This is a genomic window from Altererythrobacter sp. TH136 (assembly GCF_007065885.1).
Classification (GTDB): domain Bacteria; phylum Pseudomonadota; class Alphaproteobacteria; order Sphingomonadales; family Sphingomonadaceae; genus Tsuneonella.
Genome location: NZ_CP041409.1, coordinates 1,771,605 through 1,787,735, shown reverse-complemented (window position 1 = coordinate 1,787,735; position 16,131 = coordinate 1,771,605). Strand labels below are relative to the sequence as shown.

Here is a 16,131-nt window from a genome sequence, read left to right as displayed (position 1 = left end):
TGAAGTGGCGCTCGATTGACGGCGTGCGGCGCGGCGCTTATTTCACCCGCATCACCCGGCGCTTTCCGGCCTGGCGCGCAACGCCTAGGCCCGGTCTGCTTTCCCCAAGCCCATACGACCGGCCGGCCGCTTCCAAGTATCGGATACTACAGTTATGCATCTCAAAGAATTGAAGAAAAAAGCCCCGGCCGAGCTCGTCGAGATGGCCGAGGATCTTGGCGTCGAAGGCGCCAGCACCATGCGCCGGCAAGACCTCATGTTCTGCATCCTACGCGAGCTGGCGGAAGACGAGGAATACGTCGAGCCGATCATGGGCGTCGGCACCATCGAGGTGCTGCAGGACGGATTCGGCTTCCTGCGTAGTCCTGAAGCGAACTATCTGGCCGGCCCGGACGACATCTACGTATCGCCCAACCAGGTCCGCCGCTGGGGCCTGCGCACCGGCGACACCGTCGAAGGCGAAATCCGCGCGCCCAAGGACGGCGAGCGCTATTTCGCGCTGACCAGCCTCAAGAGCGTGAATTTCGAGGATCCCGACCAGGTCCGCCACCGGACCAACTTCGACAACCTGACGCCGCTGTATCCGGAATCGAAGCTGATCCTCGATGCCGTGGACCCGACGGTGAAGGATAAATCGGCGCGGGTGATCGATATCATCAGCCCCCAGGGCAAGGGCCAGCGCGCCCTGATCGTCGCGCCGCCGCGCACGGGCAAGACCGTGCTGCTGCAGAACATCGCCAAGGCGATCACCGACAATCACCCGGAAGTATTCCTCATCGTCCTCTTGGTTGACGAGCGGCCCGAGGAAGTCACCGACATGCAGCGTTCGGTGAAGGGTGAGGTCATCTCATCGACCTTCGACGAACCCGCCACCCGCCACGTGCAAGTCGCCGAAATGGTGATCGAAAAGGCCAAGCGTTTGGTCGAGCACAAGAAGGACGTGGTGATCCTGCTCGATTCGATCACCCGCCTCGGCCGCGCCTACAACACCGTCGTGCCCAGTTCGGGCAAGGTGCTGACCGGCGGTGTCGATGCGAACGCCCTGCAGCGGCCCAAGCGGTTCTTCGGCGCGGCGCGCAACATCGAGGAGGGCGGGTCGCTGTCCATCATCGCCACCGCGCTGATCGACACCGGCAGCCGAATGGACGAGGTCATCTTCGAAGAGTTCAAGGGCACCGGCAACTCGGAAATCGTCCTCGACCGCAAGGTTGCCGACAAGCGCATCTTCCCGGCGCTCGACGTGGGCAAGAGCGGCACTCGCAAGGAAGAGCTGCTGGTCGAGAAGGACAAGCTGTCGAAGATGTGGGTCCTGCGCCGCATCCTCATGCAGATGGGCACCATCGACGCGATGGAGTTCCTGCTCGACAAGATGAAGGATTCCAAAACCAACGAAGACTTCTTCGCGACGATGAACCAGTAAGCGGAATACTGCGAGCGGGCGGGGCCGGGCGGCGTCCGGCACCGTTTCGCTGAACGTCCGCAGCTTGCTCGATACAGGGTCCAATCAGGCGAGGGTCGCATGCGCCGCATAGTTTATATCAGCACCGCGACGGGGCTGCCCGCTGCGGAAGTCGATCGCATTGTCGCTGCCGCCGAGCAGGGCAATTTCGAACGGCAGATCACCGGCTTTTTGATCTACAACGGCCGCAACTTCCTGCAGCTGATCGAAGGCGAGCAGGCCGTGCTGATGAGCCTGATGGCGAAGTTGGCGCGGGACCCGCGACATTCGGGAATTCTCCGGCTGATCGATGAGCCGATCACTGAGCGCAGCTGCGCGGGCTGGTCGATGCACCGCATGCGGCTTGGTTCCGATCTGGCCGGCCGTCGCGCCGCCATCGCGGCCGAGTTGCCCGGAATGATGTCGCCCGGTTCGCGCCAGCTGGTGGAGAACTTCGCCGCATTGAATTAGCTATCGGGCTGTGGCCAGCCGCGGGGGGCCGGACAGGCGCAGATAATCTTCGGTTAGCTTCCGGCGGTCGCCGCCAGCTGGGCACCCATCATTTCCCACACCTTGTTGATCGCCTTCAGCGGGCGGACCATCACCTTGAAGTCGGCGATCAGTCCCGCATCGTCGAAGGTAATCAGGTCGATGCCGTTGATCTGGATGCCATCGAGCTCGGTCACGAATTCGAGCAGCGCCTGATTGCCGTCGCTGAATTCGCGCACGTACCGGAACGCCTCGGTATTGAGCACCACCCCCGCGGCGGCGAGATACCCGACCACTTTGGCGCGGCCCGTTTGCGGGGTGTGCACCACCGGGGAGTGAAACACCGCATCTTCGCGGATGATTTCGGCGAGCGCGGCGGGATCGCTGCCGCCGTCGAGGACGCGGTGCCAATTCTTCAGACCCATTTCCGCGCTCATCGCATCTTCCCCTCAGTTTGCCCGCGCGAAACTGTTCGCCTGGGCCATCCGCCAGTAGCGGGCATACTGCGTGGCGTCCGGATCGTCGAGCAATGCTCCTTCCTCGAGGAACCCATAAATCTCGTCGACCGGCGCGGCGCGGGCGCTGTCGAGCCGCTCGTTGATATGGCACGAGGTGATCTGCCACGGATTGTCGAGCCCCATGGCGACCACCATCTCGCGCAAGCCGTGCAGCGTTTGCCGTTGGAACCGGGCGACCCGCTCGGCCTTTTCCGGCACCACCAGTCCGTATTGCCGCGTGGCATCCTGCGTGGTGATCCCGGTAGGGCAGGTGTCCTCATGACAGCGCATCGATTGCACGCAGCCCAGCGCGAACATGAAGGCGCGGGCCGCGTTGCACCAGTCCGCACCAAGGCCGAAATTCATCGCCATACCGGCGCCTGAGTGGACCTTGCCCGCGGCGGCGAGCTTGATCTCGTGCTTCAGATCGGCCCCTACCAGGGCGTTCCGCATCAGGACCAATCCTTCGCGCAACGGGCTGCCCACGCGATTGGAGAATTCGACCGGAGAGGCGCCGGTGCCGCCCTCCGCCCCATCGACGACGATGTAATCCACCCGGATGCCCGTCTCGAGCATCGCCTTCACCAGCGCGAACACCTCGTGGGGCTGCCCGACGCACAGCTTGAGGCCGACCGGCTTGCCGCCCGACAGTTCGCGCAGCTGTGCCGCCCATTCGAGCAGTTCGACCGGCGTCGAGAAGGTCGAATGCGCGGCCGGGGAGACGCAATCCTTGCCCTGCGGCACCCCGCGCGCCGCGGCGATCTCCGCGCTCACCTTGGATCCCGGCAGAACCCCGCCGTGCCCGGGCTTGGCACCCTGGCTCAGCTTGATCTCGACCATCTTCACCTGATCGATCTGCGCGGTATCGGCAAACTTGGCGGGATCGAACTTGCCCCACCCGTCGCGGCAGCCGAAATAGCCGCTGCCGATTTCCCACACCAGGTGACCGCCGTGCTCACGGTGGTAGCGCGACAAGCCGCCTTCGCCGGTGTCATGATAGAAACCGCCGGCTGCGGCCCCCTTGTTGAGCGCCAGAATGGCCTTGGCTGACAGCGAGCCGAAACTCATGGCCGAGATATTGAGCAATGCGGCGGAATAGGGCCTGGTGCATTGCGAGCTACCGACGTCGACTCGCCATTCCAGAGGGGCTTGTTCGTTCGGGACCATCGAGTGCGCGAGCCACTCGTATTCATCGGAATATACGTCGAGTTCGGTGCCGAACGGATGCGAGTCGAGCTCACCCTTGGCCCGCGCATAGACCAGCGAGCGTTCATCGTGGTTGAACGGGCGCCCCTCCAGGTCGCCTTCGACGACATAGGCCTGCGCGAAGGGCCGCAAATCCTCCATGATCCATCTGAACCGCGCCAGCAGCGGGTAGTTGCGCCGCAGGGTATGTTCGCGCTGGAGGAAGTCCCATGCCGCGACCGCCAGGAGCGGCAGGCTGACGAACAGGCCCCACCGCCACCACAGGGCGAACGCGACACTGAGCACCAGCACCCCCAGCGGCAGGCCATAGCGGGTCGCCGTGTGGGCCGACCAGCGCCACCGGGCGCGGTTGATCATGCGGCCAGATGCTCCGCGAAGAACGCCTCAGTGCGGCGGTCGGCGAGCTGGGCGCCCTGTTCGTCGCGGCGCTGGCCTATCTCTGCGGCAAACCCGTGATCTAGGCCGGGGTAGTCGTGCAGAGTCACCCGGGGATGGCCATCCAATGCCTGATGGATCGCCGTTTGCGCGTCAGCCGTGACGAAGTGATCCGCGCCTGCAATGTGCAGCATCAGGGGGTTGGCGATCGCCTGCGCCTCGCCCAGATGCTGGTCGATCGACACGCCGTAATAGCCGACAGATGCATCGATGTCGGTGCGGGCGGCGGCGGTGTAGGCGACGAATCCACCGAGGCAGAAACCGACCAGGCCCACCTTCGAGCAGTTACCCTCTCGCTTGAGATGGTGGATCAGCGCCTCGATATCCCGCATACAGGAGTCGAGGTCGAACTGGCCCATATTTTTCAGTGCCTTGTCGAACTGGTCTGGCACATCGGGATCAAGCTCTTCCCCTTCTGCAAAGCGCCAGAAGATGTCGGGCGCGACTGCCAGATAACCCAGCTTTGCCCATGCATCGCACTTCGCGCGGATTCCGGGATTGATCCCGAAGATTTCGGGAATGACGATGATCGCAGCGGTTGCCCCGGCAGCGGGTTCGGCGCGGTAGACTGGAAAGGTCTGGTCGCCCTCAAGAGTCCCGATCCGTCGCAATTCGCCCATTTTTCATCTCCCTTGCAGCCCAGGTGCGCTTAACCTGCGGCGGTGGACTTTGCCAAACCTGTGTGACAGGTGTTCGTCCCCAGAACGCAGGAGCCGGCGATGAAGGTCCACATCGAGATCGATTGCACCCCGGAAGAGGCGCGCAGCTTCATGGGCTTGCCCGATGTCGGCAAGGCGAACGAAGTGTACGTCGACCTTATGGCCAAGGCGATGAAGGGCGTCGGCAGCATCGACAAGCTGCAGGAGGTCGCGGGACAGATGGCACCGATGGGGCAGATCGGCATGAAGCTGTTCCAGAACTTCATCGAAGGCGCCGCGGCGGCGGGCAAGGGATCCGGCACCACGCCGAAAGGCAATCCGGACGCGTAACCGCCGGGCGAACCAGCGCACAAGAGGTTCAACCTCGTCCCATGGAGACCATTTTCGCCCTGTCGAGCGGCGCGCCGCCGGCCGGCATCGCGGTCGTGCGGGTGAGCGGCCCCGAAGCGGGCGTAGTCCTTACCGCGTTGGCCGGGCGGCTGCCGCAGCCGCGCCGGGCCATGGCGGCCGTGTTGCGCGATCAGGCAGCGGAGGAACTCGACCGGGCTCTGGTACTATGGCTACCGGGGCCGGGGACCGCGACCGGCGAGGATGTAGCCGAACTGCACCTCCATGGCGGGCGGGCGGTGGTGGCATCGGTTGAGGTAGCGCTGCAATCGTTTCCCCGGGTCCGCAAGGCGGAGGCGGGGGAGTTCACCCGGCGGGCCTTCATCAACGGGCGGATCGACCTTGCGCAGGCGGAGGGACTGGCGGACCTGCTCGCCGCCGAAACCGAGTTGCAGCGACGCGCGGCGCTGGCCTTGGCCGGAGGTGCCCTCTCACGCCAGGTCGACCGTTGGCGTGATCGGCTCCTGGGCTTGTCGGCACAGGTCGAGGCTGTGCTGGATTTCGGAGACGAGGAAGACGTTTCGGAGCTCCCCCCTTCATTCCAGGAGAGCGTCTCCGCCTTTGCCGCGGAGTTGCAGGAATGGTTGGCGCGCCCGCTGGTCGAGCCCCTCCGCGAAGGCTTCAGGGTTGTCCTGGCGGGTCCGCCAAACGCCGGGAAATCCACCCTTTTCAACGCCTTGATTGAAGACGAGGCGGCGATCACCGCCCCGACGCCGGGGACCACCCGCGATTTGCTTGAGCGGCCCGTGGCGATCGACGGCGTACCATTCACATTCGTCGACACCGCCGGATTGCGGGAAGCATCGTCGGACCCGATCGAGCTACAGGGCATCGATCGGGCCAGAAACGCGCTGCTGCGGGCTGACGTGATCTTGTGGCTGGGGCCGGAAGGGGATGGGCCGCCCGACGCGTGGGAGATCGACGCCAAGGCCGATTTGGGCGTTCACAAGTCCAGTGCTCGTGCTGGGGTATCGGCGGTGACAGGTGACGGGATGCGCGAGCTTAAATGCGCGTTGGTTAGTCACGCGCGGGAGCTGCTCCCCGCCGGTGGTGCGATCGCGCTCACGCGCCGGCAGCATGCTCTGTTAGAAGACGCTCTCTCCGCCCTGACGATCAACGATTCCGATCCGCTAATCATCGCGGAACGGCTCAGACTGGCGCGGACGGCGTTCGACCGGATCACCGGGCGCGCCTCCACCGAGCATATGCTCGATGCGCTGTTCGGACGCTTTTGCATCGGCAAGTGATGTTCCACGTGGAACAGCCGCTTTGACCCTGTGCGTTCGTTGCCATATTGGCAGCGCATGAAAGATTTCGACGTTCTGGTGGTGGGCGGCGGTCACGCCGGGGTGGAAGCTGCAGCGGCTGCGGCCCGGATGGGTGCACGGGTCGGTCTGGTGACCTTTGATCTCGACACCATCGGCGCGATGAGCTGCAACCCGGCGATTGGCGGACTGGGCAAGGGGCACCTCGTGCGGGAGGTGGATGCGCTCGACGGCATCATCGCACGGGCGGCTGATGCGGCGGCGATTCACTATCGGATGCTCAACCGTTCCAAAGGGAGCGCCGTCTGGGGTCCACGGGTCCAGGCGGACCGGCAATTGTTCAAGGCTGCGGTCCAGGCCGCGTTGCGCGAACAGAGTGCGATCACGCAGATCGCTGGTGAAGCGCAGGCGCTTGAGATCAGTAATGGTCGCGTGACTGGGCTCATGCTGGCCGACGGCACCACACTATCTGCGCAGGCGGTGATCCTGTGCACTGGCACATTCCTTGGCGGAACGCTGTTTCGCGGCGAGGAGCGACTTGCAGGTGGCCGCATTGGGGAGCAATCCGCCAGGCGCTTGGCGGAGCAATTGCGGGATGCGGCTTTGCCGATGGCGCGGCTGAAGACCGGAACACCGCCGCGACTGGACGGGCGGACGATAGATTGGGCTCGGCTGGAGGTGCAGCCTTCGGACGCCGACGAGTGGACCATGTCGCCATTGACGGTGGGCCGCCGCAATCCGCAGCTGGCCTGCGCCATTACCCGAACCAATAACGCAACCCACGACGTGATCCGGTCGAACCTTGCCCGGTCACCTCTGTTTAGCGGCGCCATCGGTGCGCAGGGGCCGCGCTATTGCCCGTCTATCGAGGACAAGGTCCATCGGTTTGGCGACCGCGACGGGCATCAGGTGTTCCTTGAACCCGAGGGTCTTCGCACCGCGATGGTCTATCCCAACGGCATCAGCACCTCGCTGCCCGCCGATGTTCAGCTTGCAATGTTGCAGACGATGCCGGGTTTGGAATCGGTCGAGATGGCGGTTTCGGGCTACGCTGTGGAATACGACCACGTCGATCCGCGCAGTCTCGATAGCGGTCTGCAGATGCGCGCGCTTCGCGGGTTGTATTGTGCGGGGCAGATCAACGGGACCACCGGTTACGAGGAAGCCGCGGCGCAAGGTCTGGTCGCAGGCGCTCACGCGGCCGCAGCTGTCCTGGGGCGGGAGGCGCCAGCGCTGGACCGGGCCAACTCCTACATTGCCGTGATGGTCGACGATCTGACCCTGCAGGGCGTGAGCGAACCATACCGGATGCTTACAGCCCGCGCGGAGTATCGCCTGCGCCTGCGCGCGAGCAACGCGAGTACGCGGCTAACGCCGGTCGGGATCGCCGCGGGCCTTGTTGGCGAACAACGACAGGAGTGGTTTGACCGGCGGGACGCCCAGCGCATCGTTTGGGATACCGCGCTCGATCGGCGGCTAACGTCGCGAGAGGTGGCAGGCGCTCGCCCCGACGCGCCGCCCCGTACGCTGCGTGAATGGCTCACCTACGATGGGGTTGCGCAGGATTCTCTGGTCACGCATTTGCCAGAGGGATTTATAAGCGACGACGTGGGTCTCGAATTGACTGAGGACGCAGCTTACGCGCCGTATCTGGCACGTCAGGAAGCGGAGCTGCGCGATCTCCGCGCAAGTGAAACATTGGCTATCCCGGACGGCTTTCGGTTTCGCGATGTTCCGGGCCTATCCAACGAGATGATTGAACGGCTACACGCGGCGCAACCTGGCACATTGGCTGCCGCCGGCCGTGTGCCTGGAATCACACCTGCTGCCTTGGCAGCACTGTTGGTTCACACACGCCGCGCACAGGCTCTAGCGTGATTTCTGGCGAGGACGCCGCGCGGGCGTTCGTGGCGGATCGCTGCGACGCCCAGGCAATGGCCCGCCTTGACCGATTGAGCGATATGCTTCGTCTGGAGAACAGCCAACAGAACCTGGTGGCCCAGAATACGCTGTCGATAGCCTGGAGCCGCCACTTCGCCGACAGCGCCCAGCTGTTGGACCATGTTTCACGCGAAACCCCCCGCTGGCTGGATCTGGGCACCGGGGCAGGATTTCCCGGGCTCGTCATCGCGGCGATGCGCCCACATTGGCCGGTGACCCTCGTCGAGTCGCGCGCATTACGTGTCTCGTGGTTATGTCATGTCTCGACCCTACTGCATCTCACAGATTGTCGGGTTATCGGGCGGCGATTGGAGGACGTTCCGACGGAACCATTCGACGTAATATCTGCCAGAGCTTTCGCACCGCTCGCGAAGCTCCTTAAGCTGGCGCGTCGCTTTTCCACAGACCACACCCGTTGGTTATTGCCGAAAGGAAGGTCAGCAGCGCAAGAAGTAGCTAGTCTGCCGCGCGACCTCCAAACGGCGTTCCACGTGGAACAATCAGCGACTGATCCAGATTCGGGGATAGTAGTCGGTCAATTCAATTCAGGACAAAGCTCGTGATCGTTATCGCCATTGCCAATCAGAAAGGAGGAGTCGGCAAGACCACTACGGCGATCAATATCGCCACGGCGATGGCTGCAACTGGTTGGAAAACCTTGCTAATTGACCTCGATCCGCAGGGCAATGCATCGACCGGCATGGGCATCGGTACGGAAGACCGGGTCAGCTCGACTTATGAGCTGCTGGTTGATGGAGCGGACTTGTCGGATTGCATCCAGGGCACGTCCATTCCTGGCCTCGACATCGTACCGGCGACGGTCGATCTGTCGGGTGCGGAAATTGAGCTGGTCTCAGTAGAGAACCGCACGTCGCGTCTATCTCGCGCGTTGAGCGGGCACACCGCCCACGACATCGCCTTTATCGACTGCCCGCCGTCGCTCGGTCTATTGACCCTCAACGCACTGGGCGCGGCCGATACGCTGCTGGTGCCGCTGCAATGCGAATTCTTCGCGCTCGAAGGTCTATCGCAGTTGTTGCAGACCGTGGAGCGGGTTCAGCAGCGCTTCAACGCCAACCTCGGCATCATCGGGGTGGTGTTGACCATGTTCGACCGCCGCAACCGCCTGACGGACCAGGTGGCCGATGACGTCCGGTCATGCCTGGGGCCGCTGGTGTTCGAATCGGTCATCCCGCGGAACGTGCGCCTGTCGGAGGCGCCGAGCCACGGCCTGCCGGCACTGGTCTATGATCACAACTGCACCGGCAGCCGCGCGTACATCGCCCTGGCGCGCGAACTGATCGGGCGCCTGCCCGCCGAAAGGAAGGCCGCGTGAACAACCCCGCCGATCCGATTCGATTCTCGATCCCCGAGCGGCCGAAGAACGATACTCGCAAGAAACTTGGGCGCGGTCTTGGTGCGTTGATGGGTGAAACCCGGCGCGAAGAACCGCTGGTGGTGCGAAATCCCGACGATCCTTCAATCGATCAAACGGGAGCGCCCCAGGGTCAGGGAATGGCGAGTATCCCGGTCGGCGCGATCGAACCTCTTCCGGGTCAACCGCGCCAGCATTTCGATGAGGCGGCGCTGGAGGAACTCGCGCGGTCGATTGCCCAGCGCGGGGTGATCCAGCCCGTCATCGTGACGCCGCTGGGGCAGGGCCGGTATCGGCTGGTCGCGGGTGAGCGGCGCTGGCGCGCGGCGCAAAAGGCGCGGCTGCACGAAATACCCGCGCTGGTGCGCGAACTCGACAACCGCGAAGTCATGGCGCTGGCGTTGGTCGAGAACCTGCAGCGAGAGGATCTGAATCCCGTCGAAGAGGGGCGGGCCTACCAGCGCCTGGCCGACGACGAGGGGATGACGCAGGCGGACATAGCCAAGCTGGTCGAAAAGTCGCGCAGTCATGTGGCGAACCTCCAGCGGCTGCTGCAGCTGCCTGAAAAGGTGCTCGATGCTGTCGAGGGCGGCACCCTGTCCATGGGTCACGCGCGCGCCCTGATCGGGTTCGACGATGCCGAAGGACTGGCCCAGCGCGCGGTGAGCGAGGGGTTGACCGTGCGCGATGTCGAGCGGATCGTTCGCCGCGCGGGTGAGGGCGACACCACCCGCCGGGTTGCCCGGGTGGCGCGCGATCCGGTGAAGGACGCCGACATCGCCGCGGTCCAGCGCCACTTGGAAGAGTTCCTCGGCCTTAACGTCCAGATCAAGACGGGCACCGATCCGCGGTCGGGCGAAGTGACCATCAAGTATCGCACGCTCGATCAACTTGATCTTATTTGTCAGAGACTTACCGGCGGAGACATCTAGCGCCGACGGGTGTCGTCGGTGGCGGTTATTGTTTCCGGGCCGTTTACCTTCCCCTAATGCAAATCCGCTAGTCCCCGTTCCTGGATCGTTAGGGGACGAGTGTGCAGGGGCGGCTTCGCCATGCCATTGCAGGAGCAGGTGCCGCGGCCGTTCTGGCCAGCGGCACCCCCGCGCTCGCCGGGACCACCACCAACACTCTGCCCGTTCGCGTCCAGGTGACGGTGGGATGCACGCTGCAGACCCGTCCGCTGATGTTCGATGCCACGACGATCTCGAACCAGAACATCGATTCGACGACGACCATCACGGTCCGCTGCACGCCGAACACCGATTTCACCGTCGAAATCGACAAGGGTCTGTATGCCAACGGCATCAACCGGCGCATGTTCAGCACCGAGGCTAACGGCTACGTTACCTACGACGTGTACCGCGACAGCCCCCGCAACAATGTATGGGGCACTGGGCAGACCAAGAACGTGACGGCCAACTCCGGGTCGGGCCTGCCGCTTGAGATCACGCTGTTCGGCCGAATCACCAAGCCGGGGACGATCAAGGCGGGCGACTATAAAGACACCCTGCTGGTGACCCTCAACTTCTGAGGCGAACACGCGCTCGCGCACCGATTGGTTAACTGTTTACTCCGAATTAACCATCGCGCCCTAGGTATTCTCCCATATGGGGTAAATAAACCGCTGAACACAGTTAGCGAATTGGTAGGCAATTCTACGTATTAGCCGCCTCGGCTTTGAATGCCGATCGTTAGGGGAATACACATGCGTAAGATTGCTTTCGGGATCGCCGCCGTCGCGGCCGTGGTTTCGGCACCGGCCCTGGCTGGTACTGCTACCGGCACTGTCCAGGTTTCGCTCAATGTCAGCTCTTCGTGCAGCGTCACGGCTCAGCCGCTCGACTTCGGCACGACCAATTCGTTCGCGACCGCGATCGATTCCAGCTCCGCCACCACCGTGAAGTGCACGCCGCTGGCGCCGTATTCGGTGTTCGTGAGCTATGGCGCGAACGCCAACGGCACCCAGCGCCAGCTCGCGTCGACCACCGACGCGACCAAGGTCGTCAAGTATGACGTCTATTCCGACGCCAGCCGCAGCACTGCCTGGACCCCGACCGTGGGCACCACCGGCGTGGGCGACGGCAACGAAAAGGCGACCACGCTGTATGGCCGCGTGCCGGTCCAGACCGCGGTTGCCGCTGGCGACTACAAGGACACCGTGACCGTCACGGTCAGCTACTGAGCAAACTTCGAACGAGAGACATCGCATGATCCGCTGCACTACATCCTTGCGCGCCCTGGCCGCACTGACGGTCGGCGGATCGTTTCTCTTCGGTATTGCACTGACGAGCCCCGCGCCGGCCGCCGATCCCGGCGAGTACGGCGCGGGCCTCGCCATCAGCCCGCTGCGAATCGAAATCGACGATGCCGCACGCGGCGCCACGGTCATGCTGACGAACACCTCGTCACGCCCGTTGCCGGTACAGTCGCGCCTGTTCGCCTGGTCCCAGACCGGCGGCGAGGATGTGTACGAACCCAGCAGCGAACTGACCATTTCTCCGTCCATTGCCTCCATCCCGCCGGGTGAAACGCAAATCGTGCGCGTGTTGCGCAGCGGTGCCGCGTCGCCGGGCGAGAAACGTTACCGGTTGGTCGTCGACCAGCTGCCCGATCCTTCGGCCGCCCGCGCGGGCGCTGCCGAGGCACGCATCCGCTTCACTGTCCCGATGTTCCTTGATCGGACCAAGAGCACCCCTGCCGAGTTGACCTGGCAGATTGGTGCGAATGGCATCGAACTGGCGAACACCGGCGGGGCGACTGCGCGAATCATGCAGCTGGACGTCAAGACAGCGAGCGGCACCGCGGTGCCGGTCGAGCGCAATTCACTGCGTTACGTCCTTGGCGGATCGAGCATTGCCTGGCCGGTGGAGAATGCCTGCTCGCTCGGACCGGTGACCGTCACCGTCTCGATCGACGGCCGGACGGTCGATGCCCAGCCTCGCTCGACGTGCGGTTAACCCCACATATGCGTTAGTCGCGGCGCTCGCCGCGTTCGGCGGTTCTCCGCTGGCGGCGCAAAGCGATCCGTTCGAACTTCCCGCCGGGGTGACCGCGCAGAGCGTGCGCCCGGACGATGGCCCCCGCCTGTCCGAAATTGCGGTCGATGGCCGGACCCGGGGGCGCATGGTCACGGTCGCGGGCAGCGGCCGCGAACTGACCATCGATGCCGATGAAGCGCGCGCGGCCGGCTTGCCGGTGCCCGAGGGCGCGAGCGGCCCGATCAAGTTGTCAGCGCTTCGCCTTTATGAATGGAACTTCGACAGCTTGCGCCAGCGCCTGGCGGTCAAGCTGTTCCGCGAAGGCGAAGGCGCCAACCTCAAGGACTTCGCGGCCACCGCGCAAGGGGCCAGCGAAAGCCGGCCGCTGCTGGCGCTGCGGGTCGATTACGATCTGACCGCCACGATCGCGCAGCGCCGTTCAAGCGCGGGCGGGCTCGTGTCCGCGACGCTGGTCTATGGCAACTTCGCGCTGAACAGCAGCGCGCGCGCGACCTCGGATCCACAGGTCGGCTCGCCCGCGCTGCTGCGGCTCGACACCGCCGCCCGGCTGGCCGTTCCGGAGCGGGGCATGGCCGCCACGCTCGGCGATTTCGTCAGCGCGGGAAGCCAGGGCCAGCGCGCGGTGCGGATGGCCGGGGTTCAACTGGCATCCGACTTTGACCTGCGGCCCGATCTGGTAACGGTCCCCTTGCCCGGCTTTGCCGGCAGCGTGGCGGTGCCCACCACCATCGATGTCCTGACCAACGACCAGCGGTACCAGCTCGGCGAAATCGAGCCGGGCGAATTCACTGTGCGCAACGTGCCGAGCCAGCCCGGTCGGGGTGAAGCGTCGGTCATCCTGCTTGATGCGCTGGGCCGGGAAGTGGTGCAGACCGCCCGCTTCTATGTCTCCAGCGCGCTGCTGGCGCCGGGTACTACCGGCTATGCGGTGAATGCCGGATTCGTCCGACGACGATACGGTTTTGCGAGCACCGATTACGGACAGTTCGCAGCCACCGCCTATCTCAGGCGGGGGCTTTCGCCGTTTCTGACGGTGGAAGCGAGCGGCGAGTGGACGCATGGCGTCAGTAACGGCGGCGTCCGGGGCGACTATGTCCTCGCAAAAGTCGCGCTGGCGACGATCGAAGCGCGGATCAGCCGCGATTCCGGCGCAGGCACCGGCACGCTGGTCCACGCAGCGCTGGAATCGATCGGGCGGAAGTTGGGCGGATCCATCCGCGCGACTTTGCCGAGCGCCAATTACCGCGATGTCGCCACCAGGTTGGGCGACGATCCACCGCCGCGCGAATACGCCGCGCAGTTCTTTTACCGGTTCACCCCCGATACCGATGTCCAGCTGTCGTATGCGCGGCAGGAATACCGCAGCTTGCGCCCTGAACGGGTGCAGGACCGGATCAGCGAGGTGCTCAACGCCAACTTCCGCACCCGGTTGTCGTCTCGCGCGACTTTTTTTGCAGGCGGCGGCATTCGGCGGGGGAACAGCGGCACGGCGCTGTCCGCCGCGCTGGGCCTTTCGCTCAGCCTTGGCGGGCGGACCAACGCCGGCGCGTATGCCAGCTACGATGACGGACGCCTCGCCGGCGGCGCGACTTACGCGCGCGACGCACAGCAGGATGGTGAGATCGGCTATCGCGGGGCGGTCAACCTGACCGAGACCAGCCAGCGCCTGTCTGCCGGGGCCACCTGGCGCAACCGACGGATCCTGCTCGATGGGCAGATTGAGGAAGTGGACGGAGTGTTCGCCGGCCGCGCGAACGCGCGCGGTACTTTGCTGGTCGCGGGCGGCACGGTATTCGCGCGCAATCAGACCGGTGGCAGCTACGCGCTTGTTCGCACCGGGAAGGTGGGCGGCATCCCGATCACCCGCGAGAACGTGGAGGTTGGCGTGACCAGCGACAACGGACTGCTGCTGGTGCAGGACATTCCCGCGCAGGCCACGATCAAGATCGACGTGAAGGCGGACAAGCTGCCCGCCGACGCGTTGGTGCGGGAAACCACGCACTTCATCCGCGTCCCGCGCCGGGCCGTGTCGCTGGTGGAGATCGAGACGCTGCGCTTCCGTCCGGTGCTGCGCAAGCTGGTGAATGCGGCGGGCGTGCCGCTGGAGGCCGGGTTGCCGGTGCGGGCGTTGCCTTCGGGTGAAACGACGATCGTGGGCTTCGACGGGATGGCCGAGATCAACGCAGGCGCGGATGACGCGCGGCTGACGGTGGGGCACCCGGGCCGCACCTGCGCGGTCGAACTCACCGGAGTGCCGCTCGAAGATCGTAGCGATGCGCCGCTTACCTGCCGCGCGTTCGTGATCGCGGCGAGCGATGCGGAATCCGTAGAGCCCGCCAGCCGGACGAAGTCGCGCCAGCGGCGGCGCGGCGCGGCGGTGGCGCTCAGTTCCCCTTGATCAGCTTGACCCGCTTGTCGCCGGCGGGCGCGGCGTGGTGCCGGCGGGGCGGGATCGAGCGGGTGCGGACCGGCTCGTCGATCCACTCCTCGGTCACAATCTCGCGGACGACCCGGCGCTGCGGCACTGCCACCAGCACCGGCACCAGCGCATAGCCCGCAGGCCCGTAACCGTATCCCGGATGGGCGTAGCCGGCATAACCCGGGTAGCCGCCCGGATACGCCTGGCTCATGTAGCGGTCGAGATACCAGGCGCATTCGTCGTCCGCCCGGCGATCGCTGGCCGCGCCGATCGCGGAGCCGACCGCCAGTCCAGCCAGCGCGCCCACTCCGCCGCCGAGCAGCGTTCCGGCAAGGCGCTCCGCGCCCCAGGCCCGGTTGCCGATGACCCCGCCGGTGATAGCGCCCAGCAGACCACCGATCACGCCGCCCCGCTCCTGCCGTGAAACCCCGCGGATGCGGTCGCGGCAGTCATCCAGCCAGCGGTCGCGATCGAAGCCGACCGGCGCTGCATGTGCATAACCGGGCAGCGGATAGGGTTGCGGCGCGTAACCGGGCGCAACCGGATAGGCCACTCCGGGTGTATGGTAGGCCGATGGCGCATAAGCGGTCGGAGCGTAGGGGGGCGGCACGGGCACGGGGGCCGCGGCGATGATCGGCGGCGGGACCGCTGCGGGGGCCGCCGGGATCGGAGGCACGGTGCCCGGCGGCAGGGGCGGGACGGGGATCTCGGTCGCTTCGGTCTCCACTGCCAGCGGGGGGAGTGCGGGCAGGTCCTGCACCACTGGATCGCTGTGGAACACGACCTCGCCCTGCGGCGCAGGCTTGGCGTATTCGTACGGCCCGTCGGGTTGAGCCAGCGCGGGACCTGCGGCCACCAGCGCGCCGGCGGCGGCGGATAGGGCGAGCAAGCGGCGGGTGGCTGGCATGCGCATCGAGTATTCCCCTGCTCGCGCACCGGACTCGGCGCGCGTTGCCGGAAAATTAGCATCGCCGGACGCCTCCGCCCAACCCGGCGCGGCGTGTGTCCCGAAACGGGCCGA

The 16,131-nt window shown here is 65.3% G+C and carries 16 protein-coding genes; 12 read left to right on the top strand and 4 right to left on the bottom strand.

The window, feature by feature from the left end:
• Positions 1-154 precede the first annotated feature (154 nt).
• Entirely contained in the window at positions 155-1,420 is a 1,266-nt protein-coding gene (rho, locus tag C0V74_RS08565; protein ID WP_131620798.1) for a transcription termination factor Rho, read from the top strand.
• A 99-nt stretch (positions 1,421-1,519) separates the two neighbouring features.
• Positions 1,520-1,909 carry a BLUF domain-containing protein gene (locus C0V74_RS08560; protein ID WP_143251437.1) on the top strand — a complete coding sequence of 130 codons (390 nt, stop codon included), beginning with the start codon at positions 1,520-1,522 and terminating at the stop codon, positions 1,907-1,909.
• Positions 1,910-1,962: 53 nt separating this feature from the next.
• Here the strand turns inward: C0V74_RS08560 and C0V74_RS08555 are convergent, their stop codons facing one another.
• The 3 genes from C0V74_RS08555 to C0V74_RS08545 are packed head-to-tail and all read right to left on the bottom strand — an operon-like array spanning position 1,963 to position 4,685.
• The gene (locus C0V74_RS08555; RefSeq protein WP_143251436.1) at positions 1,963-2,364 is read right to left on the bottom strand and encodes a nuclear transport factor 2 family protein; all 402 of its coding nucleotides are present in this window, start codon (positions 2,362-2,364) and stop codon (positions 1,963-1,965) included.
• A gap of 12 nt (positions 2,365-2,376) precedes the next feature.
• Positions 2,377-3,987 carry an FMN-binding glutamate synthase family protein gene (locus C0V74_RS08550; RefSeq protein WP_143251435.1) on the bottom strand — a complete coding sequence of 537 codons (1,611 nt, stop codon included), beginning with the start codon at positions 3,985-3,987 and terminating at the stop codon, positions 2,377-2,379.
• Positions 3,984-4,685, bottom strand: a complete 702-nt coding sequence (locus tag C0V74_RS08545) for a dienelactone hydrolase family protein (RefSeq protein ID WP_143251434.1) — start codon at positions 4,683-4,685, stop codon at positions 3,984-3,986. The genes C0V74_RS08550 and C0V74_RS08545 overlap by 4 nt, the downstream gene beginning before the upstream one ends.
• A 99-nt stretch (positions 4,686-4,784) precedes the next feature.
• Here C0V74_RS08545 and C0V74_RS08540 point away from each other — a divergent pair, with 99 nt between their 5' ends.
• The 10 genes from C0V74_RS08540 to C0V74_RS08495 all read left to right on the top strand — a co-directional run bounded on the left by C0V74_RS08540 (position 4,785) and on the right by C0V74_RS08495 (position 15,089).
• Positions 4,785-5,054 carry a DUF6489 family protein gene (locus C0V74_RS08540; RefSeq protein ID WP_131620788.1) on the top strand — a complete coding sequence of 90 codons (270 nt, stop codon included), beginning with the start codon at positions 4,785-4,787 and terminating at the stop codon, positions 5,052-5,054.
• Between the two features lie 41 nt (positions 5,055-5,095).
• A complete protein-coding gene (gene mnmE, locus C0V74_RS08535) occupies positions 5,096-6,358 on the top strand; it encodes a tRNA uridine-5-carboxymethylaminomethyl(34) synthesis GTPase MnmE (RefSeq protein ID WP_143251433.1) in 1,263 nt (420 codons plus the stop codon).
• 57 nt (positions 6,359-6,415) lie between these two features.
• Complete coding sequence (gene mnmG / locus C0V74_RS08530; protein ID WP_143251432.1) at positions 6,416-8,254, top strand: tRNA uridine-5-carboxymethylaminomethyl(34) synthesis enzyme MnmG; 1,839 nt, start codon at positions 6,416-6,418, stop codon at positions 8,252-8,254.
• Positions 8,255-8,310: 56 nt separating this feature from the next.
• A complete protein-coding gene (gene rsmG / locus C0V74_RS08525; protein ID WP_349236006.1) occupies positions 8,311-8,880 on the top strand; it encodes a 16S rRNA (guanine(527)-N(7))-methyltransferase RsmG in 570 nt (189 codons plus the stop codon).
• Positions 8,877-9,653 (top strand): ParA family protein, encoded by a 777-nt coding sequence (locus tag C0V74_RS08520; protein WP_131620780.1) that lies wholly within the window; start codon positions 8,877-8,879, stop codon positions 9,651-9,653. The genes rsmG and C0V74_RS08520 overlap by 4 nt, the downstream gene beginning before the upstream one ends.
• The gene (locus tag C0V74_RS08515; RefSeq protein WP_246844811.1) at positions 9,650-10,624 is read left to right on the top strand and encodes a ParB/RepB/Spo0J family partition protein; all 975 of its coding nucleotides are present in this window, start codon (positions 9,650-9,652) and stop codon (positions 10,622-10,624) included. The genes C0V74_RS08520 and C0V74_RS08515 overlap by 4 nt, the downstream gene beginning before the upstream one ends.
• A gap of 101 nt (positions 10,625-10,725) precedes the next feature.
• A complete protein-coding gene (locus tag C0V74_RS08510) occupies positions 10,726-11,223 on the top strand; it encodes a spore coat U domain-containing protein (protein ID WP_143251430.1) in 498 nt (165 codons plus the stop codon).
• Between the two features lie 174 nt (positions 11,224-11,397).
• Positions 11,398-11,874, top strand: coding sequence for a spore coat U domain-containing protein (locus C0V74_RS08505; RefSeq protein WP_165938356.1), 477 nt, complete (start codon positions 11,398-11,400; stop codon positions 11,872-11,874).
• Positions 11,875-11,899: 25 nt separating this feature from the next.
• On the top strand, positions 11,900-12,649 hold the full coding sequence (locus tag C0V74_RS08500; RefSeq protein WP_143251429.1) for a fimbria/pilus periplasmic chaperone: 750 nt from the start codon (positions 11,900-11,902) through the stop codon (positions 12,647-12,649).
• A complete protein-coding gene (locus tag C0V74_RS08495) occupies positions 12,621-15,089 on the top strand; it encodes a fimbrial biogenesis outer membrane usher protein (protein WP_143251428.1) in 2,469 nt (822 codons plus the stop codon). The genes C0V74_RS08500 and C0V74_RS08495 overlap by 29 nt, the downstream gene beginning before the upstream one ends.
• Here C0V74_RS08495 and C0V74_RS08490 read toward each other — a convergent pair.
• Positions 15,076-16,023 carry a hypothetical protein gene (locus tag C0V74_RS08490; RefSeq protein WP_143251427.1) on the bottom strand — a complete coding sequence of 316 codons (948 nt, stop codon included), beginning with the start codon at positions 16,021-16,023 and terminating at the stop codon, positions 15,076-15,078. The genes C0V74_RS08495 and C0V74_RS08490 overlap by 14 nt on opposite strands.
• Between the last annotated feature and the right edge of the window lie 108 nt (positions 16,024-16,131).